This window comes from Agrobacterium sp. GD03872 (genome assembly GCF_029840625.1).
GTDB classification, from domain to species: domain Bacteria; phylum Pseudomonadota; class Alphaproteobacteria; order Rhizobiales; family Rhizobiaceae; genus Agrobacterium; species Agrobacterium fabrum_A.
This window is the reverse complement of the sequence record NZ_JAOCCY010000001.1, coordinates 19,548-45,323: the sequence shown is the minus strand read 5'-3', so window position 1 is coordinate 45,323 and position 25,776 is coordinate 19,548. Positions and strand designations below refer to the sequence as shown.

At 61.0% G+C, this 25,776-nt stretch carries 19 protein-coding genes; 7 read left to right on the top strand and 12 right to left on the bottom strand.

Annotated elements, in window-relative coordinates; genetic code table 11:
* Positions 1-53: 53 nt before the first annotated feature.
* The 10 genes from cysG to N5D22_RS00130 form a co-directional block, all read right to left on the bottom strand.
* Positions 54-1,532: a siroheme synthase CysG gene (gene cysG / locus N5D22_RS00175; RefSeq protein WP_279655531.1), complete on the bottom strand. Its 1,479-nt coding sequence runs from the start codon at positions 1,530-1,532 to the stop codon at positions 54-56.
* On the bottom strand, positions 1,504-4,152 hold the full coding sequence (locus N5D22_RS00170; RefSeq protein WP_279655530.1) for a nitrate reductase: 2,649 nt from the start codon (positions 4,150-4,152) through the stop codon (positions 1,504-1,506). The genes cysG and N5D22_RS00170 overlap by 29 nt, the downstream gene beginning before the upstream one ends.
* Positions 4,153-4,366: 214 nt before the next feature.
* Positions 4,367-4,702: a nitrite reductase small subunit NirD gene (gene nirD, locus N5D22_RS00165; protein WP_279658856.1), complete on the bottom strand. Its 336-nt coding sequence runs from the start codon at positions 4,700-4,702 to the stop codon at positions 4,367-4,369.
* A gap of 5 nt (positions 4,703-4,707) precedes the next feature.
* Positions 4,708-7,155, bottom strand: a complete 2,448-nt coding sequence (gene nirB, locus N5D22_RS00160) for a nitrite reductase large subunit NirB (RefSeq protein WP_279658855.1) — start codon at positions 7,153-7,155, stop codon at positions 4,708-4,710.
* Between the two features lie 5 nt (positions 7,156-7,160).
* Positions 7,161-7,958, bottom strand: a complete 798-nt coding sequence (locus N5D22_RS00155; RefSeq protein WP_279658854.1) for an ABC transporter ATP-binding protein — start codon at positions 7,956-7,958, stop codon at positions 7,161-7,163.
* A 13-nt stretch (positions 7,959-7,971) separates the two neighbouring features.
* On the bottom strand, positions 7,972-8,865 hold the full coding sequence (gene ntrB, locus N5D22_RS00150) for a nitrate ABC transporter permease (protein ID WP_279658853.1): 894 nt from the start codon (positions 8,863-8,865) through the stop codon (positions 7,972-7,974).
* Between the two features lie 116 nt (positions 8,866-8,981).
* Entirely contained in the window at positions 8,982-10,274 is a 1,293-nt protein-coding gene (locus N5D22_RS00145) for a CmpA/NrtA family ABC transporter substrate-binding protein (RefSeq protein ID WP_279658852.1), read from the bottom strand.
* Between the two features lie 378 nt (positions 10,275-10,652).
* Entirely contained in the window at positions 10,653-11,948 is a 1,296-nt protein-coding gene (locus N5D22_RS00140) for a CmpA/NrtA family ABC transporter substrate-binding protein (protein WP_279658851.1), read from the bottom strand.
* A gap of 34 nt (positions 11,949-11,982) precedes the next feature.
* Complete coding sequence (locus N5D22_RS00135; protein WP_006699921.1) at positions 11,983-12,570, bottom strand: ANTAR domain-containing response regulator; 588 nt, start codon at positions 12,568-12,570, stop codon at positions 11,983-11,985.
* Positions 12,571-12,668: 98 nt separating this feature from the next.
* The gene (locus N5D22_RS00130; protein WP_279658850.1) at positions 12,669-13,334 is read right to left on the bottom strand and encodes a GntR family transcriptional regulator; all 666 of its coding nucleotides are present in this window, start codon (positions 13,332-13,334) and stop codon (positions 12,669-12,671) included.
* 265 nt (positions 13,335-13,599) lie between these two features.
* Between N5D22_RS00130 and N5D22_RS00125 the strand changes: the two genes are divergently transcribed.
* The 6 genes from N5D22_RS00125 to amyA all read left to right on the top strand — a co-directional run bounded on the left by N5D22_RS00125 (position 13,600) and on the right by amyA (position 21,408).
* A complete protein-coding gene (locus tag N5D22_RS00125; protein WP_279658849.1) occupies positions 13,600-14,841 on the top strand; it encodes a divalent metal cation transporter in 1,242 nt (413 codons plus the stop codon).
* 24 nt (positions 14,842-14,865) lie between these two features.
* A complete protein-coding gene (locus tag N5D22_RS00120) occupies positions 14,866-15,633 on the top strand; it encodes a LamB/YcsF family protein (RefSeq protein WP_279658848.1) in 768 nt (255 codons plus the stop codon).
* Positions 15,634-15,645: 12 nt separating this feature from the next.
* Complete coding sequence (locus tag N5D22_RS00115; protein ID WP_279658847.1) at positions 15,646-16,455, top strand: putative hydro-lyase; 810 nt, start codon at positions 15,646-15,648, stop codon at positions 16,453-16,455.
* 7 nt (positions 16,456-16,462) lie between these two features.
* The gene (locus N5D22_RS00110) at positions 16,463-18,079 is read left to right on the top strand and encodes a 5-oxoprolinase/urea amidolyase family protein (RefSeq protein WP_279658846.1); all 1,617 of its coding nucleotides are present in this window, start codon (positions 16,463-16,465) and stop codon (positions 18,077-18,079) included.
* Positions 18,076-19,809 carry a biotin carboxylase N-terminal domain-containing protein gene (locus N5D22_RS00105; protein ID WP_279658845.1) on the top strand — a complete coding sequence of 578 codons (1,734 nt, stop codon included), beginning with the start codon at positions 18,076-18,078 and terminating at the stop codon, positions 19,807-19,809. Before N5D22_RS00110 ends, N5D22_RS00105 begins: the two co-directional genes overlap by 4 nt.
* A gap of 111 nt (positions 19,810-19,920) precedes the next feature.
* Positions 19,921-21,408 carry an alpha-amylase gene (gene amyA / locus N5D22_RS00100; RefSeq protein WP_279658844.1) on the top strand — a complete coding sequence of 496 codons (1,488 nt, stop codon included), beginning with the start codon at positions 19,921-19,923 and terminating at the stop codon, positions 21,406-21,408.
* A gap of 30 nt (positions 21,409-21,438) precedes the next feature.
* On the opposite strand, the gene soxR is transcribed toward amyA, so the two are convergent.
* Both soxR and N5D22_RS00090 read right to left on the bottom strand, forming a co-directional pair.
* A complete protein-coding gene (gene soxR, locus N5D22_RS00095) occupies positions 21,439-21,894 on the bottom strand; it encodes a redox-sensitive transcriptional activator SoxR (protein ID WP_279658843.1) in 456 nt (151 codons plus the stop codon).
* A gap of 159 nt (positions 21,895-22,053) precedes the next feature.
* Positions 22,054-24,159, bottom strand: a complete 2,106-nt coding sequence (locus N5D22_RS00090; RefSeq protein ID WP_279658842.1) for a TonB-dependent siderophore receptor — start codon at positions 24,157-24,159, stop codon at positions 22,054-22,056.
* A gap of 147 nt (positions 24,160-24,306) precedes the next feature.
* On the opposite strand from N5D22_RS00090, the gene N5D22_RS00085 reads away from it, so the two are divergent.
* The gene (locus N5D22_RS00085) at positions 24,307-25,776 is read left to right on the top strand and encodes a glycosyl transferase family protein (protein WP_279658841.1); all 1,470 of its coding nucleotides are present in this window, start codon (positions 24,307-24,309) and stop codon (positions 25,774-25,776) included.

Below are 25,776 nucleotides of genomic sequence, written 5' to 3'. Positions count from 1 at the left end.
GAGGGTTTACGATGGGACGGATCGCAGGTTAGCGGAAACCGGCAAAAATCTTGTTAGCCGGCTTTTTGCACCGGCACGGTATCGGTTCCCTCATTGCGGGTAACGGAAAATGCCGCGGAAACGGTATGGAACGTATCCCCGATGCCAATCAGCACGGGTTCGTTCACGCCGAGTGTCTCGACTGCTGCAGCCAGCTGCGCAAGCGAGCCGCACCATCGTTGCTCATTGGCGCGGCTGACGGAAATCATCACGACCACGGGCGTCGAAGCCGGCATTCCATGGGCGAGCAGACAGGACTGAATATCGCCAGCGGTTCGTCCACCCATATAAAAGACGGTGGTAACGGAGGGGTTCGACAGCGACTGCCAGTCGATATTCTCCGGCAGCTTCCCCTGCCGGGAGTGACCGGTGATAAAGCGCACCGACTGGGCATGGTCGCGATGGGTCAGGGAAACACCCAGGCGCGAAGCCATGGCGCTTGCGGCGGTGATGCCGGGCACAACTTCGACCGGGATATTTTCGGCCTCAAGCGCCGCAATCTCCTCGCCTGCCCGCCCGAAGATCATCGGATCGCCTGACTTCAGCCGTACCACCCGTTTGCCGGCCTTGGCGAGGCCGATCATCATCTCGTTGATATCTTCCTGCCTGCAGCTTTCCCGGCCGCCACGTTTGCCGACCAGCATGCGCTTCGCCTCCCGCCGCGCCAGTTCCAGCACCTCGGCTGAAACGAGATCGTCGAAGAGGATGACATCGGCGGCCTGCAAAGCGCGCACGGCTTTTAATGTCAGGAGTTCGGCATCCCCCGGGCCGGCGCCCACAAGCGTCACCAACCCGGCGTTCGAACGCACCCGACCGGCCTGCGTTCCGATATCCGTGAGCAATCGTTCTTCGCTGCCTTCATCAGGTCGTTCTGTGAAAGCCCGATCAACAAATTTCTCCCAGAAAGACCGCCGCGCGGCACCGGGCGCGAACCGCAGATTGACGCGCTCGCGGATGGTCTGGGCAAGCGTGCCCCAGTCCTTCAGCGAAAGCGGCAGCAATGTCTCGATGCGCCTGCGGATCGCCTGCGCCAGAATGGGCGCACCCCCATCGGTGGAGATCGACACCACCACCGGCGAGCGATTGACGATGGAGCCGAACTGGAACTGGCAGAATTCCGGCTTGTCGATGACATTGACGGGAACACCGGCCGCACGTGCGGATTCATAGAAACTCCTGGCTTCCGCTTCGGTTTCGCAATCCGCCAGAGCCAGCTCCGCGCCGGTGAAGATATCCGGACCCCAAGGACGATCATGCCATGTCAGCATCTGGCTTTTTGCGACGAATGTCGCAAAGCTTTCCGAAAACTCGCTTTCCTCGCAATAAAGATGCAATTCCGCCCCGCAGGCCAGCAGCAGTTCCGCCTTCCAGAGGGCCGCATCCGATCCGCCCGCCAGCACCACGCGCTTGCCCTCAAGCCCCCAGAAGACAGGCAACCTGGCGAGCCTCTCCATTCGGGCCGGCTCATTCCGCTGCTGTTTTAAGGCATCCATCGATGATCCCCCTGATTTCGGCGCGGCAGGAGCCGCAATTGGTTCCGGCATTCAATGCCGTACCGATGGCTTCGACGCTGTGGCAGCCTTCGCGGATGGCCGCCGTGATCTGGTTCACCCCGACATTGAAGCAGGAGCAGACGGTGGCGCCCGGATCGGCGCGGCCGGCGCCGGGGCGACCGGCAACCAGCGCAAACCGCATGCGCAAATCCTCATGGCGTTCGGTCAATTGCGAGATCGCCCAGTTGCGGGCGACGGCCACCGGCTCCCGGGCGATGAACAGCGCCGCCAGCAGGATATCGCCGTCGAAGAAGGCAAGACGCAGGTCGCCCGTCTGCCGGTCGCTGTAGCCCAGCGGCTCGATCCTGACATCAATGCCGAAGACCTGCCGCGCCCAGAATGTCCAGTCCTGCGGCTGCTCCTCGAAGGCAAGCTCCATGCGATAGCCGCCATCCGCTTTGGCCACGGCCCAATAGGCGCTATCCGGCGCGTCGGGCCGGGTGCGGGAGATGGCGAAACCATAGGCTTTCGCTTCGAAGCGCCTTGCCCTTACCGCCACGTTTTTCGAGGCGGGCTGGCCGGAATGCGGGTCCGTCACCGGCGCAACCACAACATCGATGCGCGCCTGCGAGGCGAACTGGTCGTTCCAGTGCATCGGCGCAAACACCGAGCCGCGCGCCTGCCTTTCGCTCACCAGCGCCCGCAGCAGAACCTTGCCATGGGGGCTTTCCAGCTCCACCAGATCGGCGCTTTTTACTCCCAGCGCCTGCGCATCGCGCGGATGAAGCTCGGCGAAGGGTTCGGCGATATGGGCGGTGAGACGCGCGCTTTTGCCGGTGCGGGTCATGGTGTGCCATTGGTCGCGGATGCGGCCGGTATTCAGTGTCAGCGGATAATCCGCCGATGTCCTGCCGGTCTCCGGCAGGGCGGTGGCGATGAACCGCGCCTTGCCATCGGCATGGTAAAACCGGCCATCCGCGAAAAAGCGGGTAACGACGGCATCGCCCGGCCCAGCCTTCGGCCATTGAAAGGGCGGCATCGCATCATAGGAATTCCGTTCGACACCGCTGATATCGAAATCGCGACTGCCGGCATTCTCGAAACCGGAAAGCGCGGCATGTTCGGCAAAAATCTCCGATGGCTGGCCATAGGCGAAGGCCGTGCCGAAACCCATGCGCCGGCCCACTTCCGCCATTTGCCACCAGTCTGCTTTCGCTTCGCCCGGCGCATCGAGAAAACCGCGCTGACGGGAAATGCGCCGCTCGGAATTGGTGACGGTGCCGTCCTTTTCCCCCCAGCCAAGCGATGGTAGAAACACATGGGCATGGCGGGCCGTATCGGTACTCGCCATGACATCGGACACCACGACGAAAGGGCAGGCCTTGATGGCCGCCTCGACGGCGCCGGCATCCGGCATGGAAACCACCGGGTTGGTCGCCATGATCCACAGCGCCTTGATGCGGCCGTCAGCCACCGCCTGGAACATATCCACCGCTTTCAGGCCGGGTTTTTCCGCAATGGCGGGCGAAGCCCAGAAGCGCCGTACGCGGTCGCGATCCTCAGCATTTTCGATGGCCATATGGGCGGCCAGCATATTGGCAAGCCCACCGACCTCGCGCCCGCCCATGGCGTTCGGCTGGCCGGTCAGCGAAAAAGGTCCCATGCCCGGCCTGCCGATGCGGCTGGTGGCAAGATGGCAATTGATGATCGCGTTGACCTTGTCCGTGCCGCTTTGCGACTGGTTGACGCCCTGGCTATAGCAGGTGACGGTTTTTTCGATGCGTTCGAACAATTCGTAAAAGGAAATCAGTTCGGCGACTGTCAGGCCGGTGGCCTCGGCGATCTCCGGCAGGCTATGCTCGCTTGCGGCCTGCATCGCAGCATCAAAACCGATCGTGTGGTTTTCCACATAACCTCGATCGATTGCAGGACTATCGGAAAGATGCGCCAGCAGGCCGGTAAACAGCGCCACATCTCCATCCGGGCGGATGGCGAGGTGCATGTCGGCAATATCGGCGCTCATCGTCCGACGCGGATCGATAACGACGACTTTCATTTCCGGCCGCGCGGCCTTTGCCGCCGCAAGCCTCTGGTAGAGAACCGGATGGCACCAGGCGAGATTGGAACCGGTGAGGATCACCAGATCGGCAAGCTCCATATCCTCATAGGTGCCCGGCACCGTATCGGCCCCGAAGGCACGGCGATGGCCGGCGACGGAAGACGACATGCAGAGCCTTGAATTGGTATCGATATTGGCCGAACCGATGAAGCCCTTCATCAGCTTGTTGGCGAGGTAATAATCCTCGGTCAGCAATTGGCCGGAGACATAAAAGGCAACGGAGTCCGGGCCGTGTTCGGCAATGGCTTGAGAGAACCGGGAGGCGACGAGGTCAAGCGCTTCGTCCCATGCCGCCCGCCGACCGCTGATTTCAGGGTGGAGCAAGCGACCGTCGAGGTCGATGGTTTCGGCCAGAGCCGAACCTTTGGAGCACAGCCGGCCGAAATTGGCGGGGTGGTCCTGATCGCCTCTGACGGAAACGGCACCGTTATCGTTGACAGTGGCGATGACGCCGCAGCCGACGCCGCAATAGGGACAGGTGGTTTTTGTTTCAGTGGGCATGGGTTTGCCCTCTCGGTGCGCGGCGTTTACCCCCCTCTGTCCTGCCGGACATCTCCCCCACAAGGGGGGAGATCGACAAGCGGAAGGCTTGCCGCTTCATCTCTGCGGCCGGCGACGCAAGCCGTGAATGGAAATTCGCGCCGCAAGTGATCTCCCCCCTTGAGGGGGAGATGTCCGGCAGGACAGAGGGGGGTAACGCCGCTGCCATCGCAATTCACTCCGCCGCGATCATCAGGGTTTCGAGCGCTATCGAAAGCCTTCCATCCAGATTACGCACTGGAATGGTCTTCACCTCGCCCTCATCGGCCCCAAGCGCCTTACCGGTTTCCAGCGAAATCACCCAATTATGCAAGGGACACGTCACCGAAGCCCCATGCACGATGCCCTGGCTCAGCGGCCCGCCCTTGTGCGGGCAATGATCCTCGATGGCGAAGACCTGATTTTCCGCCGTGCGGAACACGGCGATCTTGCCCATTGGCGTTTTGACGCAACGCGCGCCGCGCAGGGGAATGTCGGAGATATCGCCAATATTGATCCAGTTGCTGTCCATCGTTCTCACTCCGCCGCCTCACTGAAACCGATTGCCGCCATGGGCCTGAATTCGTGCTTGTCGTGGCCGGATACGCGTTCGGACCAGGGATCGACCTGCGCGAATTTCTGGCTGAAGACGAAGCGGTCGAAATAGGCCTTGCGCTTTTCCGCATCGTCCATGATCTGGCGGCGGATTTCGTCGTAACCGATGCGCTTGGCCCATTTGTAGATGCGCTCGAGATAGCGCGCCTGTTCGCGATACATCTGCGTCAGCGCCACGATATGCTCCAGCGCCTCGTCTTCGGTTTTGACGAGACCCAGAACTTCCGTGCCCTTGATATCGAGACCGGCGGCACCGGCAAAATGGATATCGAAACCGGAATCGACGCAGATGACGCCGATATCCTTGCAGGTCGCCTCCGCGCAGTTGCGCGGACAGCCTGAAACGGCAAGTTTCAGCTTGGCGGGCGTCCACGAGCCCCACATGAATTTTTCGATGCGGATGCCAAGGCCGGTGGAATCCTGCGTGCCGAAGCGGCACCATTGCTGGCCGACGCAGGTCTTCACGGTACGCAGGCCTTTGGCGTAAGCCTGACCGGAGATGAAGCCGGCCTTGCCGAGATCGGCCCAGACCGCCGGCAGATCCTCCTTCTCGATGCCGAGAAGATCGATGCGCTGGCCGCCCGTCACCTTCACCATCGGGATTTCGAACTTGTCGACCACATCGGCAATCGCCCGGAGTTCAGAGGAGGATGTAACGCCGCCCCACATGCGCGGCACGACGGAATAGGTGCCGTCTTTCTGGATATTGGCGTGGACGCGCTCATTGATGAAACGGGACTGGTAATCGTCGGCATATTCATCCGGCCAGTCGCAGACGAGGTAATAATTGAGCGCCGGCCGGCATTTGGCGCAGCCGCAGGAAGTCTTCCATTCCAGCTCCTGCATCACGGCTGGGATGGTCTTCAGCCCCTTGGCCTTGATGAGACGGCGCACATCGTCGTGGCCGAGATCGGTGCATTTGCACATGGGCTGCACGGCAGCGGGATTGTAGCTGTCGCCGAGCGTTATCGTCATCAGCTGCTCGACAAGGCCGGTGCAATTGCCGCAGGAGGCGGACGCCTTCGTGTGGGCGCGCACATCGTCCAGCGATGTCAGCCCCTTGGAGGTGATGGCCGATGTGATCTTGCCCTTGCAGACGCCGTTGCAGCCGCAGATTTCCGCATCATCCGGCAAGGCTGCAACGGCCGCCATAGGGTCCAGCGGCGACCCTCCCTGATAGGTCTGGCCGAAGATCAGGGTTTCGCGCATGGCGGAAATATCGGTCGATTTCTTCATCAGGTCGAAGAACCACGACCCGTCCGCCGTCTCGCCGTAAAGCACCGCGCCGATGATGCGGTTTTCCTTGAGGATCAGGCGCTTGTAGACACCGGCGGTGGCATCGCGCAGCACGATTTCCTCGCGGTCGTCGCCTTCGGCGAAATCGCCGGCGGAAAACAGGTTGATGCCTGTCACCTTCAGCTTGGTATTGGTGACGGAGCCATGATATTCGGCCGAACCGCCGCACAGCCGGTCGGCGAGCACCCGCGCCGATTCATAAAGCGGCGCGACCAGTCCATAGCACATGCCGCGATGTTCGGCGCATTCGCCGAGCGCATAGATCGAGGCGTCCGACGTCATCATGCCGTCATCCACCACGATGCCGCGATTGACGGCGATGCCGGCCTCCTTGGCGAGACCCGAGGCAGGACGGATGCCGACCGCCATCACCACCATATCGCCCTTGATGACCCGGCCGTCTTCCAGCTCGATGCCCTCGACCTTCTCCTCACCCAGAATGCATTTGGTATTGGCCTTGGTGATGATGTCGATGCCGCGCTCGTTAAGCGCTTTTTCGAGAAGATAGGCCGCTGCCGGATCGAGCTGACGCTCCATGATCGTCGGCATCAGGTGGATGACGGTGACATCCATGCCCTGGCGCTTGAGGCCATAGGCGGCTTCCAGCCCGAGAAGACCGGCGCCGATGACGATGGCGCGGCCCTTGCCCTCGGCGATGTCAAGCATCTTCGTCACATCGTCGAGATCGCGGTAGGCGAGCACGCCCGGCAATTGATGGCCGGGAACCGGGATGATGAAGGGCGACGAACCGGTGGCGATCACCAGTCTGTCGTAGGAAACCGTGATGCCGTTTTCGCTGGTCACGGTCTTTCTGTCGCGGTCGATGCCGGTGACCTTCGCGCCCTTGTGCAGCGTGACATTGTTAGCCGCATACCATTCGTCATTGTGGATGACGATGTCTTCATAGCTCTTTTCGCCAGAAAGCACCGGCGAGAGCATGATGCGGTCGTAATTGACGCGCGGCTCGGCGTTGAAAATGGTGACGTCGTAAAGGCCGGGAGCGGTTTCGAACAGGTTTTCCAGCATGCGCCCCGGCGCCATGCCATTGCCGATGATGACGAGTTTTTGCGTCATGGGCGTTACTCCGCAGCTTCGACGAAGCGGTGACGTTCGTAGAGGAACTTCAGCACGGCCTCGCGGCATTTGAGGTAGGTCTTGTCGGATGCAAGCTCGATGCGGTTGCGCGGGCGTGCCAGCGGCACCTCCAGCACTTCGCCGATATGGGCGGCCGGACCGTTGGTCATCATCACGATACGGTCGGAGAGCAGCACCGCCTCGTCGACATCATGGGTAATCATGACCATGGTGTTGCCGAGCCGGGCGTGGATTTCCATCACCGCATCCTGGAGATGGGCACGGGTCAGCGCGTCCAGCGCACCGAAAGGCTCGTCGAGCAGCAGGATCTTCGGCTCCATGGCGAGCGCGCGGGCAATGCCGACACGCTGTTTCATGCCGCCGGAAATTTCCGAAGGCTTCTTGTCCTTGGCATGGGCCATCTGCACGAGATCGAGGTTGCGCATGACCCAATCATGCCGCTCGGCCCGGGTCTTCGTGTTGCGGAAAACTTTCTCGACGGCGAGGTTGACGTTTTCATAAACCGAAAGCCATGGCAGCAGGCTGTGGTTCTGGAACACGACGGCGCGTTCCGGGCCGGGTTCGTTGACCTCGCAGTTTTCGAGAAGCACCGCGCCGGCAGACACTTTCGTCAGCCCGGCGATGAGGTTGAGCATGGTGGATTTGCCGCAGCCGGAGTGGCCGATGACGGAGACGAATTCGCCTTTTTCGATGGTGAGATTGATACCCTTCAGCACCTCGGCGCGCGAGCCGCCCTTGTCGAAATATTTGTCGATGTGATCGAGCTTCAGATAAGCGTTCATGATCGTCGCCCTCTTAATTTGCCGCAGCGCCGCGGGTGATGACCTTGCCGAGCGCCGCCACCAGCTTGTCGAGCACGAAGCCGACGACGCCGATGTAGACGAGCGCAACGATGATGTCGGGCAGGCGTGAGGAGTTCCACGCATCCCAGATAAAGAAGCCGATACCGACGCCGCCGGTCAGCATTTCCGCCGCGACGATCGCGAGCCAGGAAAGGCCGACACCGATGCGCAGGCCGGTGAAGATATAGGGAGCGGCCGAAGGCAGCATGATCTTGAAGAAGAATTCGAGCTGGTTCAGCCGCAGCACCTTCGCCACGTTGCGGTAATCCTGCGGGATGTTGCGCACGCCGACTGCGGTATTGATGATGACCGGCCAGATGGAGGTGATGAAGATCACGAAAATGGCGGAAGGGTTGCTGTCCTGAAAGGCGGCCAGCGAAAGCGGCAGCCAGGCAAGCGGCGGCACGGTGCGCAGCACCTGGAAGATCGGATCGAGACCGCGCATCGCCCAGACCGACTGGCCGATGACAGCACCGAGGATGATGCCGGCAATGGCGGCAAGGCCGAAACCGTAAGCCACACGCTCCAGCGAGACCAACACACGCAGGCCGAGGCCGATATCCTGTGAACCATTATGGAAAAACGGCGATACGATGAGATCGTAGCTTTCCTCGAAAACCTGGCTCGGCGGCGGCAGCGATGAGCCGGGGGCGGAACAGAGCAATTGCCAGACGCCGAGCAGAATGGCGAGAACGACAAATGGTGGTACGATGTTGCGGGCCGCCGCCGCACCCCATTTACGCGGATCGATCCGTGGCGACTGTTTCGTCGCAAGCGACACGACATTTGCCTTCTGCACTACCGGCTGCTGCGGCTCTTCGTTGAATTTTCGGGCCAATGCGGACATGGGCGTTTCCTCTTGATTTCGGTTGCGGTCTGGGGCTCTCCCCTCATCCGGTCTTCAGTCGCGCCGGTTGGGCAGCGCACCTGGCGGATGAGGGGCGGTACCCCCGGGTCTCCTCCTCAGGAGGCCGCCTTGATGGACAGGCTTTCGAGATAGGCCGACGGATTTTCCGGGTCGAAGACCTTGCCGTCGAAGAAGGTTTCCTTGCCACGCGAGGTGGAGGCGGGAAGATCGGCGACGCCCAGATCCTTGGCCGCCGCGCGCCAGATATCCTCGCGGTTCACCTTCTCCACCAGCGCCTTCACATCCGTATCGGGTGCGAATTTGCCCCAGCGGATATTTTCCGCGATGAACCAGCTGTCATGGCTGCGGAAGGGATAGGAGGCATGGTCCTGCCAGAACTTCATCTGCAGGCCGGTATTTTCCAGCACGCGGCCGTTGCCGTAATTGATATTGCCCTTCAGGCGGCCAAGCACATCCTTCGGCGGCACGTTGAACCATTGGCGCTTGCCGAGGATGGTGGACATTTCCTCCTTGTTCGCCATGTCATCGCACCATTGCTGCGCTTCCATTACGGCCATCAGCAGCGCCTTGGTGGCGTTGGGGTTCTTTTCCACCCAGTCCGCACGCATGCCGAGCGCCTTTTCCGGATGGCCCTTCCACAACTCTCCCGTGGTACAGGCGGTGAAACCGATGCCCTGATTGACGAGCTGCTCGTTCCAGGGTTCGCCCACACAGAAGACGTCCATATTGCCGACCTTCATATTGGCGACCATCTGCGGCGGCGGAACGACGATGGTCGACACGTCTTTGTCCGGATCGATGCCGCCGGCGGCCAGCCAGTAGCGGATCCAGAGATCATGCGTGCCGCCGGGGAAGGTCATGGCGGCCTTGATTTCCTTGCCCTCCGCCTTCTTTTTCTCGAAGGCCGCCTTCAGCCTGGAGGCATCGAGCTGAACGCCGGTTTCGGCATATTCCCTGGCGACGGAAATGCCCTGGCTGTCGAGGTTGAGGCGGGCGAGGATGGTCATCGGCACCGGCACATTGTTCTGGGTCACCTTGCCTGTATGCATGAGATAGGGCATCGGCGTCAGAATATGCGCGCCGTCGATGCCGTTCGATGCGCCGCCAAGCACGAGATTATCGCGCGTCGCCCCCCAGGAGGCCTGTTTCAGAACCTCGACGTCAGGCATGCCATGTTTGGCGAACAGGCCCTTTTCCGCCGCAATGATGAGTGGGGCGGCATCGGTGAGCGCGATAAAGCCGATTTTCACGCCTTTCACCTCGGGCTCAGCGGTGGCTGCGAAAGCACCGGACGGAAAAGCCACACGCACGGCGCTGACAAGGGCGGCGGTGGCTGTCGTCTTCAGTATTGTGCGGCGGCTGACATCGCCGGAGAATATCTTTTTCATTCGCATGTTCCCCTTATTGGGCCACCTCTGCGGGTGACGCTTTCGCTTGCGAAAAAACCTGAAAATAAAAAAACGCCGCTCGGTGTTTGCGCCTGCGGAACGGGAGGTGTTCCGGGCGGCAAAACCTTGCGACGTCTGTGTCTTTGAAGGCGCCTATACCGCGCCCTGCTTGCCCCGATCGCCGTTGACCGGTGCAAAAGACAAAAAGCAAGAGGCGTGCCAGTTTATGGAAACTGCATTACAACACTGAAAATAAAGGATATTTTCTTATATCAACTCCCTGACTAAACTTTAATCAGCGAGTTTTTTGTCTTCCATTTGTGCAAATAGAAGAATTCCGCGCTTGAATTTTGCGCAGCCTGCGAGACATGACGACGCTCAAGTCTCTCCTGGGGCGGGAGAGAAGGGCGCGGAAGTACGCACGGAAAAGCCCTTCACATAGCCCTCGATATCGGCGGGGTCGAACACAACGCCGTCGACAAAACGGTCCTGCTCTTCCTGCCCTTCGATACGGATATCGGCACCATGAGGTGCATTGGCGTCGCCAAGCGCCGCCCGATAAATATCCGGCCGGTAGGCGGACAGGGCAGCCTCCACACCCCCTCGCGAAAACTCCACCTGCCCCCAGCGGATCATCTGGCTGTAGATCCACAATGCCTGACTCTGGCGCGGATAATTGGCATGGCCGCCATGGAAGATGAAATATTTGTCGATCACCCGGCGGTTGCCCTGGCTGTCGATGCTGAATTCACCGGCGAGCACACGGCGGATGATGCCCTCAGGCGCGCCGATGTAACGGGGATCGGCAAGGGCTGCGCTGAGACCATCGTGATTTTCGGCAAGGTCGCACCAGCGCGCGGCGGCATCGAGCGCCGTCAGCAGCCGTCCGACCGTTTCCTGCTGGTTTTCCGCCCATTCGGGCCGCATGCCAATCACCTTTTCCGGTGCCGAAGGCCACAGATCCTGCTTGGCGGCAACGATGCGACCGACACCGCGCTCGGCGGCGACGATGTTCCATGGCGCTCCGACACAGAAACCGTCGATGGCCCCTGCGGCAAGCGCATCCGACGTCAATGGCGGCGGCACCACCACCAGCTTGACATCGTGATCGGGGTGAATGCCGCCGGCGGCAAGCCAGTAGCGAAACTCGTAATTATGCGATGAAAACGGATAGGTCATGCCGAGCGTCGGCGGCGGTTCACCGCGGGCGCGCATATCATCGAGCACCCGCTTCAACGCCTCGGCATTTTCGAGCGCTCCCGCCGTTTCAGAAAGCCCGGTCAAAGCCTTCATCCGGTCAAACAGCCGGGTCGAAAGCGTGATAGCATTGCCGCCGCGCCCCAGTGAAAAGGGCGTAATCGTCGGCGACGGGTTGGAGCCGAGCCCGAGCATCGAGGCAACGGGCATCGGTGAGAGCATATGAGCAATATCGAATTGCCGGAACGCCAACCTGTCGCGCACATTCGCCCAGGAGACATCCTTGACGAGATCGAGCGAAAGCCCTTCGCGTTCGGCGAAACCGAATTCGGCCGCGGCGATCAGGACGGATGCGTCGACAAGGGGAATAAAACCGGCACGCAGGATTTTCTGCCGGTCGCTGCCGACGGTTGCCGGTGCGCCCGGGGTTTGCGTTACTGCGCTGTCTGATCCGGCCGTTTTTTCCGGTGTCGCCATATCATTCACTCCACACTGTCCGACCGGCGGTTCGTCACATCAACAGACCGGCCGCGGTGACCACGCTTTGCGCGATCTCGGAAATCTTCTTTTTTTCGTTCATCGCCGTCTGGCGCAGAAGGGCAAAGGCCTCCTCTTCGGAAAGACCGCGCATCTTCATCAATATGCCCTTGGCGCGTTCGATGACCTTGCGTTCCTCCAGCGCCGATTTCGCGTCGGCGAGTTCCCGCTGCAATCGGCTGAAGGCGTTGAAGCGGCTGACCGCCATATCGAGAATGGGTTTCACCCGCTCCTTCTTCAATCCGTCCACCACATAGGCGGAAACGCCCGCCTCGACGGCCGCCTCGATGGACGCGGTGTCGGAACGGTCGACAAACATGGCAATGGGGCGACCGACGGTACGGGTGAGCTGGAACAGGTGCTCCATCATGTCGCGGTTGGGATTTTCGAGATCGATGAAGATGACATCGGGCTGCAATGTCTCGATGGTGCGCGCCACCCCGTTCACCTCGTGGATGACGGTAACGCGCTGATAGCCGGCCTCGCGCAGCCCCTCTTCGATGATGGAGGCGCGGATGGCGTTTTCGTCGATAACAAGAATGGTCAGGTCGCGAAGCGTCATGTCGACATTGATGACGCAGCGCAGCAAACTTGGCAATCGGCTGCGGCGGCAAAAATTAAGGGAGCGGCAAGGGTTGTTTTCCCCTGTCGCCCTTCATGTCAGGAAACGTGTTCGACAGCGCGTTCCAGCGCCTTCAGCACGGTGCGCTCGGACAGATTGAGATAGACTTCCATCTCGTCGCCGGCCTCTTGCGCCTTGCCTTCTTCCATCAGCGACAGGATCTTGCTGTTCATGTCCACAAAGGGGGAATGAAGCTGTTCGGGATCTTTCAGCAGCCCGAAACAAAGCCGGAGTTCGGCGGCGATACGCTCGTAAAAATCGCTGAGCCGGGCGCTGTCGAGGAGATCGACGACCGCGGCGTGGAATTTCATGTTGGCGCTGCCCACGCCCAGCCAGTCGGCGTCTTCACGCCTCACCTTGGCGTCTTCGACCGCAGCCCGCATAGCCTTGATGGCCGGGTGCTTATGCCACGCTTGCCGCAGCGCACCACACTCCACCATGCGTCGCACCCGGTAAATATCGATCACCGAGGACATGGTGGGAACGGCAACGAACACGCCGCGATTGGCCTCGTGACGCAGCAGACCGTCCTTCGTCAGAAGCCGGAAAGCTTCACGCAGCGAATTGCGGGAGACGTCGAAGCGTTCACTGAAGGCTGCCTCTGAAAGGCGCTGTCCCGGCATCAGCTCGCCGGAGATCAGCAGGGTGCGAATACCCTTGGCCAATCGATCCGCAAGCGGCAGACCCTCTATCGTTTCCGTCATGGCGCTCCTTTCCTAAGAGCAATGCAGCATCGGGAATTCCGTGACAGGCATGTTCGGACACGGCATGATTGCCCATAGCACAAAGCATTAGCAAAGCACGAAAAAAACGTGATGATTTCATGCGCATAACGTCCAACAAATAGACAGAATAAGAGAACGATTATTATTTATTGTTGAACAATATTGACAATTTCGCGGAACACGACAAGATCGGCGACATAAAGCATCCGCGAGGGGCGGATTGCGACAGGAGCGGAGAAAATCCATGGAGCAGCAAAAGCTCACCCCGACTGCCGATATCAAAATGTCAAAACGCGCATCCCTGATGGGAGCGATCTTCCTGATGGCGACATCCGCCATCGGTCCCGGTTTCATCACGCAGACGGCGACATTCACGACCCAGCTCGGTGCCGCCTTCGCCTTCGGCATTCTCGCCTCCATCCTCATCGACTTCGTCGTCCAGCTCAATATCTGGCGTATCGTGACACTGACGCGCATGCGCGCATCCGATATTGCCAATGCCGCCATTCCCGGCTCCGGTTATCTTCTGGCCATTCTCGTCATCGTTGGCGGCCTGTTCTTCAACATCGGCAATATTGGCGGCACCGGCCTTGGCCTGAACGCCATTTTCGGGCTCGATCCGAAAATCGGCGGCGCCATCAGCGCGATCTTTTCCATCGCCATCTTCGTTTCCAAGCGCGCGGGCCTTGCCGTCGACCGGTTCATCATTTTCGCCGGTATATTGATGATCGTGCTGACGCTTTATGTGGCCTTCGTTTCCGCACCGCCGGTGGGTGACGCCTTCCGCCAGACCTTCCTGCCCGATACGATCAATTTCGCCACCATCACCACCATCGTCGGCGGCACGGTCGGCGGCTACATCACCTATTCCGGCGCCCACCGGCTGCTGGACCGGGGCATGGTCGGCATTGAAAACCTGCCTGCCGTCAACCGCGCGGCGCTGACCGGCATCGCCGTCACCGGCGTCATGCGCTACGTGCTGTTCCTCGCCATTCTCGGCGTTGTCGCCAGCGGCGTCATCATCGACACCTCCAGCCAGGCCGCCAACCCTGCCGCACAGGCCTTCCGTTCGGCTGCGGGCGATCTCGGCTTCCGCCTCTTCGGCATCATCTTCTGGGCGGCGGCCATCACCAGCGTCATCGGCGCGGCCTATACGTCTGTTTCATTCCTGCCCGTCTTCAAGCAGGACATGAGCGAGCGCGCCCGCAACATGGCAACGGTGGTTTTCATTGCCATCTCACTCGTCTGCTACCTGCTGATCACGACGCCGCCGGCCGCCATGCTGGTCTTCGTTGGCGGTCTGAACGGCCTCATCCTGCCCATCGGCCTCAGCATCTTCCTGTTTGCCGCGTGGAAACGCGAAGACCTGATGGGCGGCCATCGCTACTCGCGTGTTCTGCTGGGGCTTGGCGTTCTGACTTGCGCATTGACATGGTACATGGGCTACAAGTCCGCCGGCACCATCTTCGGCCTGCTCGGCCTGTAAGCAATAAACCAAAGGGAGGCAAACATGGCCGCTATCGATCTCAACAGCGATCTTGGCGAAAGCTACGGCGCTTGGCGCATGGGGGATGACGAAGCGATGCTCGCCATCGTTTCCAGCGCCAACATCGCCTGCGGATTTCACGCAGGCGATCCGGCCGGTATCTACCGCACCGTCAAGGCCGCCGCCGAAAAGGGCGTGGTCGTCGGCGCCCATGTCTCCTATCCCGACCGCGTCGGCTTCGGCCGCCGCGATCTGGACGCGACCTCGGAAGAACTGATTGCCGATGTCATCTACCAGATCGGCGCGCTGAAAGGCGTCGCCGCCGCTGCCGGCACCGCGGTGCGTTACGTCAAGCCGCATGGCGCGCTTTACAACCGCATCGCCAACGATGCGAAACAGGGGCAGGCCGTGATCGACGGCATCAAGGCGATTGACCCTTCGCTGGTGCTGATGGGCCTTGCCAATGCGCCCATTCTCGATCTCGCCCGCAAGGCCGGTCTTGCCGTCGTTGCCGAAGCCTTTGCGGATCGTGCCTATACGCCTGAAGGGCAGCTCGTCTCCCGTCGCGAAGCCGGCGCCGTGCTGCATGACGCGGCCAAAATCGCTGACCGCATGGTGCAGCTTGCCCGCGAGGGCACGCTGGAGGCCATCGACGGCAGCATCATAAAAATCGAGGCGCAATCCATTTGCGTGCATGGCGACAGCCCCGGCGCGGTCGCTATCGCCCAGGAAATCCGCCGCCGTTTCGAGGCAGAAGGTATCGACATCCGCTCCTTCGCGTCCAAACGCTGAAAAGGGCAACCGATGACGATACCGACATCCTATCTCAACCACACGGACGCGGAGGCCGCGCGAAAGGCTCGTGCGACCTATCGCGACGGCCTCGTCGCCCCAACTTCCGGCATTGCGCCCGGCTTCACGCAAGCGAACATGATCGTGCTGCCGCGCGACTGGGCCTTCGATTTCCTGCTTTACGCGCAACGCAATCCAAAACCCTGCCCGGTGCTCGATGTCTCCGATCCCGGCTCGCCAACCACGCTTCTGGCCCCCGGCGCCGATCTCAGAACAGACCTGCCGCTTTACCGCATCTGGCGGGATGGCAAGCTTGCCGAGGAAACGGCCGATGCCACAGCCGCCTGGGCGGAGCGCGACGATCTTGTCGCCTTCCTGATCGGCTGCAGCTTCACCTTCGAAACGCCGATGGTGGAAGCGGGCATCGAAATCCGCCACATGACGGATAAAAGCAATGTGCCGATGTACCTCACCAACCGGCCCTGCCGCCCGGCCGGTCGGCTGAAGGGCAACATGGTCGTTTCCATGCGACCGATCCCGGCGTCGCGCGTCGCCGATGCCGCGACGATTTCCGGGCGTTTTCCGGCCGTACACGGATCACCGGTACATGTCGGTGCGCCGGAAGAGATCGGCATCACCGATCTGGCAAAACCCGACTTCGGTGACACGGTGCGGATCGAGCCGGGCGAGGTTCCGGTGTTCTGGGCCTGCGGCGTCACACCCCAGGCTGCCGTCATGGCATCCGGTGTGCCCTTTGCGATCACCCATGCGCCGGGCCACATGTTCATCACCGATATTCCCGATTCCGCCTATCACGCATGAGGATATGATGCGTTTTCTCCCCGTCAGCCTCACCACCATTCTTGTCGAACTTACCGATCTCGATGAAACCCTGGCGCTTTTCGCCTCGCTTCAGAACGATCCGGTCGAAGGCATCGAAGAGACGGTGCCGGCTGCCCGCACCCTGATGATCCGCTTTCGCCCCGAGAAGATCGGTGCCGAAGCGCTGGCCGCGCGGCTGGCAAGCCGTGATCTCTCGGCAAAAATCGCGCCTTCGGACAATCTCGTTGAAATCCCCGTCCACTATAATGGTGAGGATCTCGCCGATGTTGCCGAACTGACCGGCATGAGCATCGAAGAAGTCATCCGCCGCCATACCGAAAGCGAATTCACCGTGGCCTTCTGCGGTTTCGCTCCCGGCTTCGGGTATCTGGTCGGCGGCGATCCGGCGCTGCATGTGCCGCGTCGGCAAAGCCCGCGCACCCGCATTCCGGCAGGTTCGGTGGCGCTGGCCGGCGCCTTCAGCGGCGTTTATCCGCAAAACAGCCCCGGCGGCTGGCAGATCATCGGCACCACGCCGGTGAAGATGTGGGACATTGATCGCGATCCCGGTGCACTTTTCCAGCCGGGCTACCGGGTGCGTTTCTTCGACATGGACAAGGCCGGCAAAACGGTCGACATCCCCGTCTCGGCACCGCGCAGCGCCGGGAAAGACCGGGCAAAAGCAGGCCCGCATTTCGAAGTGCGCGCCGCCCCCATGCCCGCCATCTTTCAGGATCTCGGCCGCTTCGGCCAGACCGGTCAGGGTGTATCGGCTTCCGGCGCGCTGGATCGCGGCGCGTTCAATGCCGCAAACCGCATCGTCGGCAATCCCGTCAACACGCCCTGTCTCGAACTGACGCTCGGCGGATTTTCCTTCAGGAGCGCGAGCCGCACCGTCATTGGCGTAACCGGTGCACCCTGCCCCGTCACCATCACCACGGCGGATCGCAGCTTCGCGGCCAAGACCCATGGTCCGGTCTCTCTTGAGCCCGGTGATGTCGTGACCTTCGGCCAGCCGCCGAAGGGCATGCGCTGTTATCTTGCCGTGCGCGGCGGTTTCGATATCGAGCCGGTGCTCGGCAGTTTCGCAACGGATACACTGGCTGTCGTCGGCCCGGAACCGGTGGGTGCGGGCGCCGTCCTGCCGCTCAAGGGCGAGACGTCCGGTCTTGCCAGCGTATCGATTGACGAAGTTTCGGCATTTGAACCGCCGGCAACCGGTGAAGTCGTGACGCTGGACGTCGTTCTCGGCCCCCGCGCCGACTGGTTCACGCAGAAGGGTATGGAGACGCTGACCAGCCAGCTCTGGCAGGTCACGCCACAGTCTAACCGCGTCGGCATCCGCCTTGCCGGCGAAGTGCCGGTCGAGCGCAAGGACAGCGCCGAATTGCCAAGCGAGGGCACCGCGACAGGGGCGATCCAGATACCGCATAGCGGCCAGCCGGTTCTGTTCCTTGCCGACCATCCGCTGACGGGCGGTTATCCCGTCATCGGCGCTGTCGCCGAATATCATCTCGATCTTGCCGGGCAGATCCCCGTCAACGCCAAAATCAAATTCCGCCCGATCGGCCCCTTCGCCGAAATCGCGGCCAAGAACATAGAATTCCGAGGAGAAAAGCGATGAAAAAAGTGCTGATTGCCAATCGCGGCGAGATCGCGGTCCGCATCATCCGCGCATGTCGCGATTACGGCCTGCAATCGGTCGCCGTTTATGCCGATCCCGATCAGGACGCGCTTTTCGTCCGGCTGGCGGATGAGGCCTATGCACTGGAGGGCGTGCGCCCGGCCGAGACCTATCTCGATATCGCCAAGCTGATCGCAATCGCCAAACGCGCCGGTGCGGATGCTGTGCATCCCGGTTACGGCTTCCTGTCCGAGCGCGCCGAGTTTGCGCGTGCCGTTCTCGATGCCGGCCTCATCTGGATCGGCCCCGATCCGCATGTCATCGAGGCACTGGGCGACAAGGTCGAGGCACGGCGCATTGCCACCGGCGTCGGCGCACCGCTGGTCGCCGGCAGTGACGGCCCGGTCGCTTCCGCTGCCGAAGTGACGGCGTTCGCCGAAGAACACGGCCTGCCCGTCGCCATCAAGGCGGCCCATGGCGGCGGTGGTCGCGGCCTGAAGGTTGCGTGGAAGATGGAAGAGATCGCCGATCTCTACGAATCCGCCGTGCGCGAGGCGACGGCCGCCTTTGGCCGTGGCGAATGTTTCCTTGAACGTTTCCTTGACCGGCCGCGCCATATCGAGGCGCAGGTTCTGGCCGACAAGCACGGCAATGTGCTGGTCCTCGGCACCCGCGACTGCTCGCTGCAGCGCCGGAACCAGAAGCTCATCGAAGAGGCTCCCGCCCCCTTCCTCTCCGACGAACAGCGGCAGAAAATCCATGCGGCTGCCAAGGCTATCTGCGCCGCTGCCGGTTATTCCGGCGCCGGCACCGTCGAATTCCTGCTCGGCGTCGATGGCACGATTTCTTTCCTCGAGGTCAATACGCGCCTGCAGGTGGAGCATCCCGTTACCGAAGAAACCACCGGTATCGATCTCGTCATCGAGCAGTTCCGTATTGCCAAAGGCCATAAGCTGCGGGTTCTCGAAACGCCGGAACCGCGTGGACATTCGATGGAATTCCGCATCAATGCCGAAGATCCCGGCCGGGGCTTCCTGCCGACCCCCGGCTCAATCTCGGTTTTCGACGCCCCTTCCGGTCCCGGCATTCGCGTGGATAGCGGCGTCGTCAGCGGCTCCAGCGTGCCGGGCGTATTCGACTCGCTGATGGCAAAGCTGATCGTCACGGGTGCCGACCGCGATCAGGTCCTGCGCCGCGCCCGCCGCGCGCTGAAGGAGTTCCGCATCGAAGGCATCGCCACGGTGCTGCCCTTCCATCGCGCCGCAATCGAAACCGAAGACTTCATCGGCACGGACGGTTTCAAGGTTCACACCCGCTGGATCGAAACCGACTTCGCCGCCATGCCTGAAGCCATGGAGCGCCCGGCGCCGGCCGACGACCCTTCCGTAACCCGCACTTTCCTGGAAATCGACGGCAAGCGCGTATCGGTTGGCCTGCCCAGCCTGCTGCTCTCCAGCCTCGGTGCGGTTAGCGGCGGCAGCGCGGCTGTTCCCGGCGCGGCCGCGACCGGGCAAAAGGAAGGCGAAATCACCGCCCCGGTTTCCGGCACCCTGCAATCCTTCAAGGTGAAAGACGGCGAAACGGTTTCGCAAGGCGATCTTCTGGCCGTCATGGAAGCCATGAAGATGGAAACGCAGATCGTCGCCACCAAGGCCGGCAAGGTCCGCCTGATCGTCAAGGAAGGCGATTACCTGCAGGCGGGCGCTGCCCTTCTCGACATAGCCGGCTAATATACGGACGGCCAGCCGGCCTCACAATTGCAGATCGCGCATTTCCGGCGGCGGAACCCTTTCGCCGCCGGGCCGTTTATGGCGCGACCTGCTAACGACTGTGAGGGAAATATGGCCGGACGCACCTTGCTTCAGTTCTTCCATTGGTATTATCCGGACGGAGGGAAATTATGGAGCGAGGTGGCCGAAAAGGCCGAAAGCCTTGCCAGAATGGGCATCACCGATATCTGGCTGCCACCCGCCTACAAGGGCGCCGCCGGCGGTTATTCGGTCGGTTACGACACCTACGATCTCTTCGACCTTGGCGAATTCGACCAGAAGGGCACCGTCGCAACCAAATATGGCGACCGCGCCGCCCTCGAACATGCCGGCCGGACGCTGAAGGAAAACGGCATCCGCGTCATTCATGACGTGGTTCTCAATCACAAGATGGGTGCGGATGAGAAGGAAAAGGTGCGGGTTCGCCGAGTCAATCCCGAAGACCGTACCGAGATCGACGATGAAGACTTTCAGGCGCTCGCCTATACACGCTTCACCTTTCCCGGCCGCAACGGCAAATACTCCAAATTCATCTGGGACCTGAAGTGCTTCAGCGGTGTCGACCACATCGAGGAGCCGACCGAAGACGGCATTTTCCGCCTCGTCAACGAATATGGCGATGGTGAATGGAATGAGGAAGTCGATCAGGAAAACGGCAATTTCGACTATCTGATGGGTGCGGATGTCGAGTTCAGGAACCGGGCGGTTTACGAGGAACTCAAATATTGGGGCCGCTGGCTCGCCGAACAGGTGCAGGTGGATGGCTTCCGCCTCGATGCCGCCAAACATATTCCGGCCTGGTTCTTCCGCGACTGGGTCGGCCATATGCGCGATACGGTCGATCCCGATCTTTTCGTCGTGGCGGAATATTGGCATCCCGATCTCGAGGCGCTTAAAAGCTATCTCGAACTCGTCGACAAGCAGCTGATGCTTTTCGATGTCGCCCTCCACCACCGCTTCCACGATGCCTCCAAACAGGGCGGCGATTTCGACATGCGCAGCATCTTCGATGGCTCACTGGTGTCGGCCGTTCCCGACCATGCCGTCACGCTGGTCGACAATCACGACACGCAGCCGCTGCAATCGCTGGAAGCGCCGGTGGAGCCCTGGTTCAAGCCTCTGGCCTATGCAATCATTCTGCTGCGCGAAGAGGGTGTTCCCTGCGTTTTCTATCCCGATCTGTTCGGCACGAGCTATACAGACGCCGGCAATGACGGCAACGAATATAAAATCGACATGCCCGCCATTGAATGCCTGCCGAAGCTCATCGAAGCCCGCAGCCGTTTCGCCAATGGCGCCCAGACGGATATTCTCGACGATGCAAGCTGCATCGCCTTTATTCGCCACGGCGCCGCCGATGCACCGGGCTGCGTGGTGGTGATGTCGAATGGAGAGCCGGCGGAAAAGCAGATCGATCTCGGAACCGATCACGCCGGCGCAGTCTGGCGCGACTTTCTCGGGCACCGCGAAGAACGGATTACCCTTGATGACAGCGGCAAGGGCGTCTTTCCCACCAATGGCGGCAGCGTCAGCGTCTGGGTTCCTGACGGTACCGAGTGAAGAACAACCGCTCCCACCCGGAAATCCTGCTCACTCTGCAGACACGAGACGGCGCGGCCCTGCGCCGTCGTCGGCGAGAACGTCATTGGGGTTTCGTAGAGGACAATCATCCAGCGAAAGACATCCGCAACCGATACAGCCGGTAAGCTGATCGCGCAGCATGATCAGGTTGTTGATGCGAAGCTGCAGCATTTCCCGCCAGGATTGGGAAAACCTGCGCCAATCGGCCGTCGTCGCCACCCGATCCTGCGGCAGATCGGCCATCGCATCCCTGATGATGCTGAGCTGGATACCCGCTCGCTGTGCGATGCGGATGATGGCGATACGCCGCAGGACGGCACGGTGATAACGCCGCTGGTTACCGGCGGTGCGCCAGCCTTCGATCAGCCCCTTCGCCTCGTAAAAATGGATGGTGGAAACGGCGATGCCGCTGCGGCGCGCAACCTCGCCTACCGTCAGGCTGTGTTTGAATACGGTATTTTCCATCTAGGCTCCTGCTTCCGGACCGATTTCCGCTCGGAAACCGCGGAAACATCGTAAAGAGCAGCCGGTATAATTCCTCAACTATAGTTGAGGTCAATAGGCGATAGCCAAAAAAAAGAGGCGCCAGAAGGCGCCTCCCAATTTCGTGAATATGGCCGCGGATCAGAACTTCGCCGTCATGCTGATCCAGAAACGGCGGCCTTCCATGACGGTGTTGAAATCGTCAGTGCCGACATCCTTGTCGAAGACATTGTAGATGGCGGCATTGAGATCGACATTTTCCGCGACCGCATATTTCGCGCCGATATCCAGCGTGGCGTAGGCATCATATTTGCGACCCGCCTTGCCGTTGATCGTGACAGGCGTACCGTTGGTGCCGATGCGCGGTCCGGCATTGATTTCCGATCCGTGATAGTTCAACGAAGCCCAGGCTTCCAGACCATCGATCGGGGTCACCCAGTCGCCGCGCAGATTGGCCATATGCTCAGGCGTGCGCGCCAGCGGGAAACCTTCATAGTCACCGGTTTTCTGCTCGGAATGCGTATAGGTGTAGTTGCCGCGCAGCGTCAGTTCCGGCGTCGCATACCAGGTCGCCGTCAGTTCCACACCCTGAATGACCGCGTCGTCGATATTGTAATTATACCAGAGGCGATAGTTGCGGTCTTCGCTCCAGCGGGCAGGCGTCCCATCCGGATTGAGCACAAGCGCGTTGGAAATCTTGTCCTTGAAATCGGTGTAGAAATAGGTGGCGCCGAGAGCGACGTCGCCATTGTCCCAAAGCGCGGCCACTTCATAGCTCGTGCTCTTTTCCGCTTCGAGGTTGGGATCGCCGATGATCACGCCGCAGGTGCCGCTCGGGCCATAGGTGCAACCGCCACCGCCCGTCGTATAGGCGTAACCCGGCGCAATCTGGCGGATTTCCGGGGCGCGGAAACCGGTGGAGATGCCGCCCTTGATGGTCAATTCTTCGGTTGCGCTCCAGACGCCATACAGGCGCGGGCTGAAGTGATTGCCGTATTTTTCGTGGTTATCGAGACGAAGACCGCCCGTCAGCGCGAAATTGTCGACAATGCGCCACTCATCCTCAAGGAAGAGCGCCCATTGCGTCGCCGAGAAGGTTTCATCGCGGCCGGTGCGGCGTCCCGGATTCTGGTCCGTCAGCCGCGCCTCGAAATATTGGCCGCCCGTGACCAGCGTGTGGTTGCCGAACAATTCGAATGGCGTGGTGAACTTGCCGTCGAGAACGGTGTTGCGCACCTCCGGCGAGCGCGGGTTTTCGGTCACGCGGCCGGTGCGAATGTTTCGGGTGAAATTGGTGCGCTCCGCCCATTCCTGCTGGAACGAAAATTCGGACGTCGTCGGTCCCCAGCGTCCGGTATGGGACAGCGACCAATGATCGCGCGTATTGGTATTGTAGGTTCCGTCGCTGTTGCGCGCCAGCGTCTCGCCAGGTTCGGCGTCGCGGCGCAGCCGCGTCTTGCCGCCTTCGAGGTAGATGTCGTGATCTTCGTTCGGCGTGAATGTCAGGCGGCCGTTGAAATCATATTCCTTGGCGCCGGTGGTGCCGTTCAGAATACCGTCTTCGCCGCGCGTGAAGCCCCTGCCCCAGACCTGCAGACCGAGCTGGTCCTTCAGGATCGGCCCGTTGGCGTACCAGGAGACCTGACCGCTATTGCCGAATTTGGAATGCTGCTGAACCGTGCCTTCGGTCGTGACCGAGCCGGACCAGACATCGCCGACCTTGCGGGTGATGATGTTGATGACGCCGCCCATGGCATCCGAACCATAAAGCGAGGACATGGGGCCGCGTACCACTTCGATGCGCTCGATCGCCGAGACCGGCGGCACGAAACTCTGTTCGAAGCCGGAATTGCCGTTGGTGCGGGCATCGCGCGTGCTCTGCCTCTTGCCATCAACCAGGATCAGCGTGTAGGCGCCGGGCAGACCACGGATGAAAACATCCTTTTCATTGGCGATGCCGGTGACGGACACGCCCTGAACTTCACGCAGGGCATCGGTCAGGTCGCGATAGGACCCTTTTTCCAGATCTTCCCGCGTCACAACCGTGATGCTGGCCGGAGCGTCCTTCACATTCTGCTCGAAGCCGGATGCGGTGACGACAATCTGCTGAAGAACCGTGGTTCCCTCGGATGCCTGCTGCGCAAAAGCCGGCGGGGCAAGGCCCAAAGCCGTGCCCGCCATTGCCGCCGAAAGACCGGCCTTTATTATCGTCGCGGCCTGTTCGCGACCGCGGTACTTCAATTCCATGTTATGCCCCCGCATTTAACTTGAGAATTTAACCCCACTTATTTAGGAGGGGGTGCGGGCGCAATGCGTTTGTTTTCGAACAGTTCTAAATTCCAGAAATTGCAAAAAGGGCTCCCCGGATGAGCGGGGGAGTAAAAAAATCGCAAGATGACAACCGGCAAGAGAAAAGAAGAACCAGCTTCCACGGCAAAACCCGACAGGCTTGGACAGCTGAAATTACTTGTCGCTTTCGATGCGCTGTTGCGGGAAGGCAGCGTCAGCCGCGCCGCGGCGGGAATGGGACTGCCGACATCGTCGATGAGCCGCATCTTGCAGCAGCTCCGGGAAAGATACGGCGACCAGCTTTTTCTGCGCACTGGGCAAGGCCTGCGCCCCACCCCCTTTGCGGAGACGATGCGGCTGCGCATTCGTTCGCTGGCGGCGGAGGCCGAAAACCTGATCGATTATTCACAGGACAAGCGGGAAGCACCGGCCACCCCCGAAAAAAGCGGGTGGGAGCAGCCGGTATTGATGAAGGCGCCACCGCTTTCGCTTCGTCCCAGCGTTCTTCTCGAAGGTCAGCCGACACCGGAAAATATTGCCGACCGCCTCGCCCGCATCGGACACAATGCCGATCCGCAGCACCGGCTTGCCAAATATATCGCAACCTCGGCGATGGGCATCGGCAACAGCCGGCCGCTCGCCCAGGACGAGGCGATGGATGCGCTGTCGATCATTCTCGAGGGCGATGCCGATCCCATACAGATCGGCGCGCTGCTCGCCACCATGCACTATCGCGGCGTGACCGCAGCCGAACTTGCCGGTTTCATCGAGGCGATGTGGCAACATATCGAAAGGGATCGGCAGCCGGCGGCGGCGGTGGATATCGACTGGCCGGCCTATATGTCGCCGAAACATCGCGATGCGCCGTGGTTCCTGCATTCCGCCCGCCTGGTTTCCATGGCGGGATACAGCGTCCTGCTGCACGGCCACGTGGGTCAGGGAGACAATGGCGGCAAGCTCGAACTTGCCGCACAGGCCTGCGGCATTCCCCTTTGCCACTCGCTTTCACAGGCCGCCGAAGCCACATCTTCAGAGCGCATCGCCTATCTGCCGATCGGCGGCCTGTCCCTGCAGTTCCAGAGCCTGCTTGGCCTGCATGGCATTCTGGAGATGCGCCTGCCGCTCAACACCGTCGTCCACCTTCTCAACCCGCTTCGCGCCCGAAGCACTATCATCGGCGTCGCCCGGCCATCCTATCAGGAACTTCACCGGGACACGGCGCGGCTGCTTTCGGTGGAAAACCTCGCCATTCTCGGCAATACGCGGGATTTTGCGCAATTCACTCCTTTCCGCACCACCCGGATCTTCGGCCTTTCCAGAGGCAGGGATGTCGAATTTCTCATTCCCGCCCGCGAAGCGCCGCCCGCGGAAATGCCGACCATGTTCACCACCTTCGAATATTGGCGGGCGGTCTGGACGGGAGCGGCGAGGGACGAAAGGGCGGAAACCATCGTCATTTCCACCGCCGCCATCGCGCTGATGCTGGTCAATGACATGGAGCTGCCCTTTGAGGAAGCCTATGCCCGCAGCCTGTCGCTCTGGAACGACAGGGCCCGTAATCTGGTCACCGCCTGA

Excerpts from the sequence above, each read along its gene's own strand:
- cysG (WP_279655531.1), bottom strand. The coding sequence starts at position 1,532 with ATGGATGCCTTAAAACAGCAGCGGAATGAGCCGGCCCGAATGGAGAGG.
- N5D22_RS00170 (WP_279655530.1), bottom strand. The coding sequence starts at position 4,152 with ATGCCCACTGAAACAAAAACCACCTGTCCCTATTGCGGCGTCGGCTGC.
- nirD (WP_279658856.1), bottom strand. The coding sequence starts at position 4,702 with ATGGACAGCAACTGGATCAATATTGGCGATATCTCCGACATTCCCCTG.
- nirB (WP_279658855.1), bottom strand. The coding sequence starts at position 7,155 with ATGACGCAAAAACTCGTCATCATCGGCAATGGCATGGCGCCGGGGCGC.
- N5D22_RS00155 (WP_279658854.1), bottom strand. The coding sequence starts at position 7,958 with ATGAACGCTTATCTGAAGCTCGATCACATCGACAAATATTTCGACAAG.
- ntrB (WP_279658853.1), bottom strand. The coding sequence starts at position 8,865 with ATGTCCGCATTGGCCCGAAAATTCAACGAAGAGCCGCAGCAGCCGGTA.
- N5D22_RS00145 (WP_279658852.1), bottom strand. The coding sequence starts at position 10,274 with ATGAAAAAGATATTCTCCGGCGATGTCAGCCGCCGCACAATACTGAAG.
- N5D22_RS00140 (WP_279658851.1), bottom strand. The coding sequence starts at position 11,948 with ATGGCGACACCGGAAAAAACGGCCGGATCAGACAGCGCAGTAACGCAA.
- N5D22_RS00135 (WP_006699921.1), bottom strand. The coding sequence starts at position 12,570 with ATGACGCTTCGCGACCTGACCATTCTTGTTATCGACGAAAACGCCATC.
- N5D22_RS00130 (WP_279658850.1), bottom strand. The coding sequence starts at position 13,334 with ATGACGGAAACGATAGAGGGTCTGCCGCTTGCGGATCGATTGGCCAAG.
- N5D22_RS00125 (WP_279658849.1), top strand. The coding sequence starts at position 13,600 with ATGGAGCAGCAAAAGCTCACCCCGACTGCCGATATCAAAATGTCAAAA.
- N5D22_RS00120 (WP_279658848.1), top strand. The coding sequence starts at position 14,866 with ATGGCCGCTATCGATCTCAACAGCGATCTTGGCGAAAGCTACGGCGCT.
- N5D22_RS00115 (WP_279658847.1), top strand. The coding sequence starts at position 15,646 with ATGACGATACCGACATCCTATCTCAACCACACGGACGCGGAGGCCGCG.
- N5D22_RS00110 (WP_279658846.1), top strand. The coding sequence starts at position 16,463 with ATGCGTTTTCTCCCCGTCAGCCTCACCACCATTCTTGTCGAACTTACC.
- N5D22_RS00105 (WP_279658845.1), top strand. The coding sequence starts at position 18,076 with ATGAAAAAAGTGCTGATTGCCAATCGCGGCGAGATCGCGGTCCGCATC.
- amyA (WP_279658844.1), top strand. The coding sequence starts at position 19,921 with ATGGCCGGACGCACCTTGCTTCAGTTCTTCCATTGGTATTATCCGGAC.
- soxR (WP_279658843.1), bottom strand. The coding sequence starts at position 21,894 with ATGGAAAATACCGTATTCAAACACAGCCTGACGGTAGGCGAGGTTGCG.
- N5D22_RS00090 (WP_279658842.1), bottom strand. The coding sequence starts at position 24,159 with ATGGAATTGAAGTACCGCGGTCGCGAACAGGCCGCGACGATAATAAAG.
- N5D22_RS00085 (WP_279658841.1), top strand. The coding sequence starts at position 24,307 with ATGACAACCGGCAAGAGAAAAGAAGAACCAGCTTCCACGGCAAAACCC.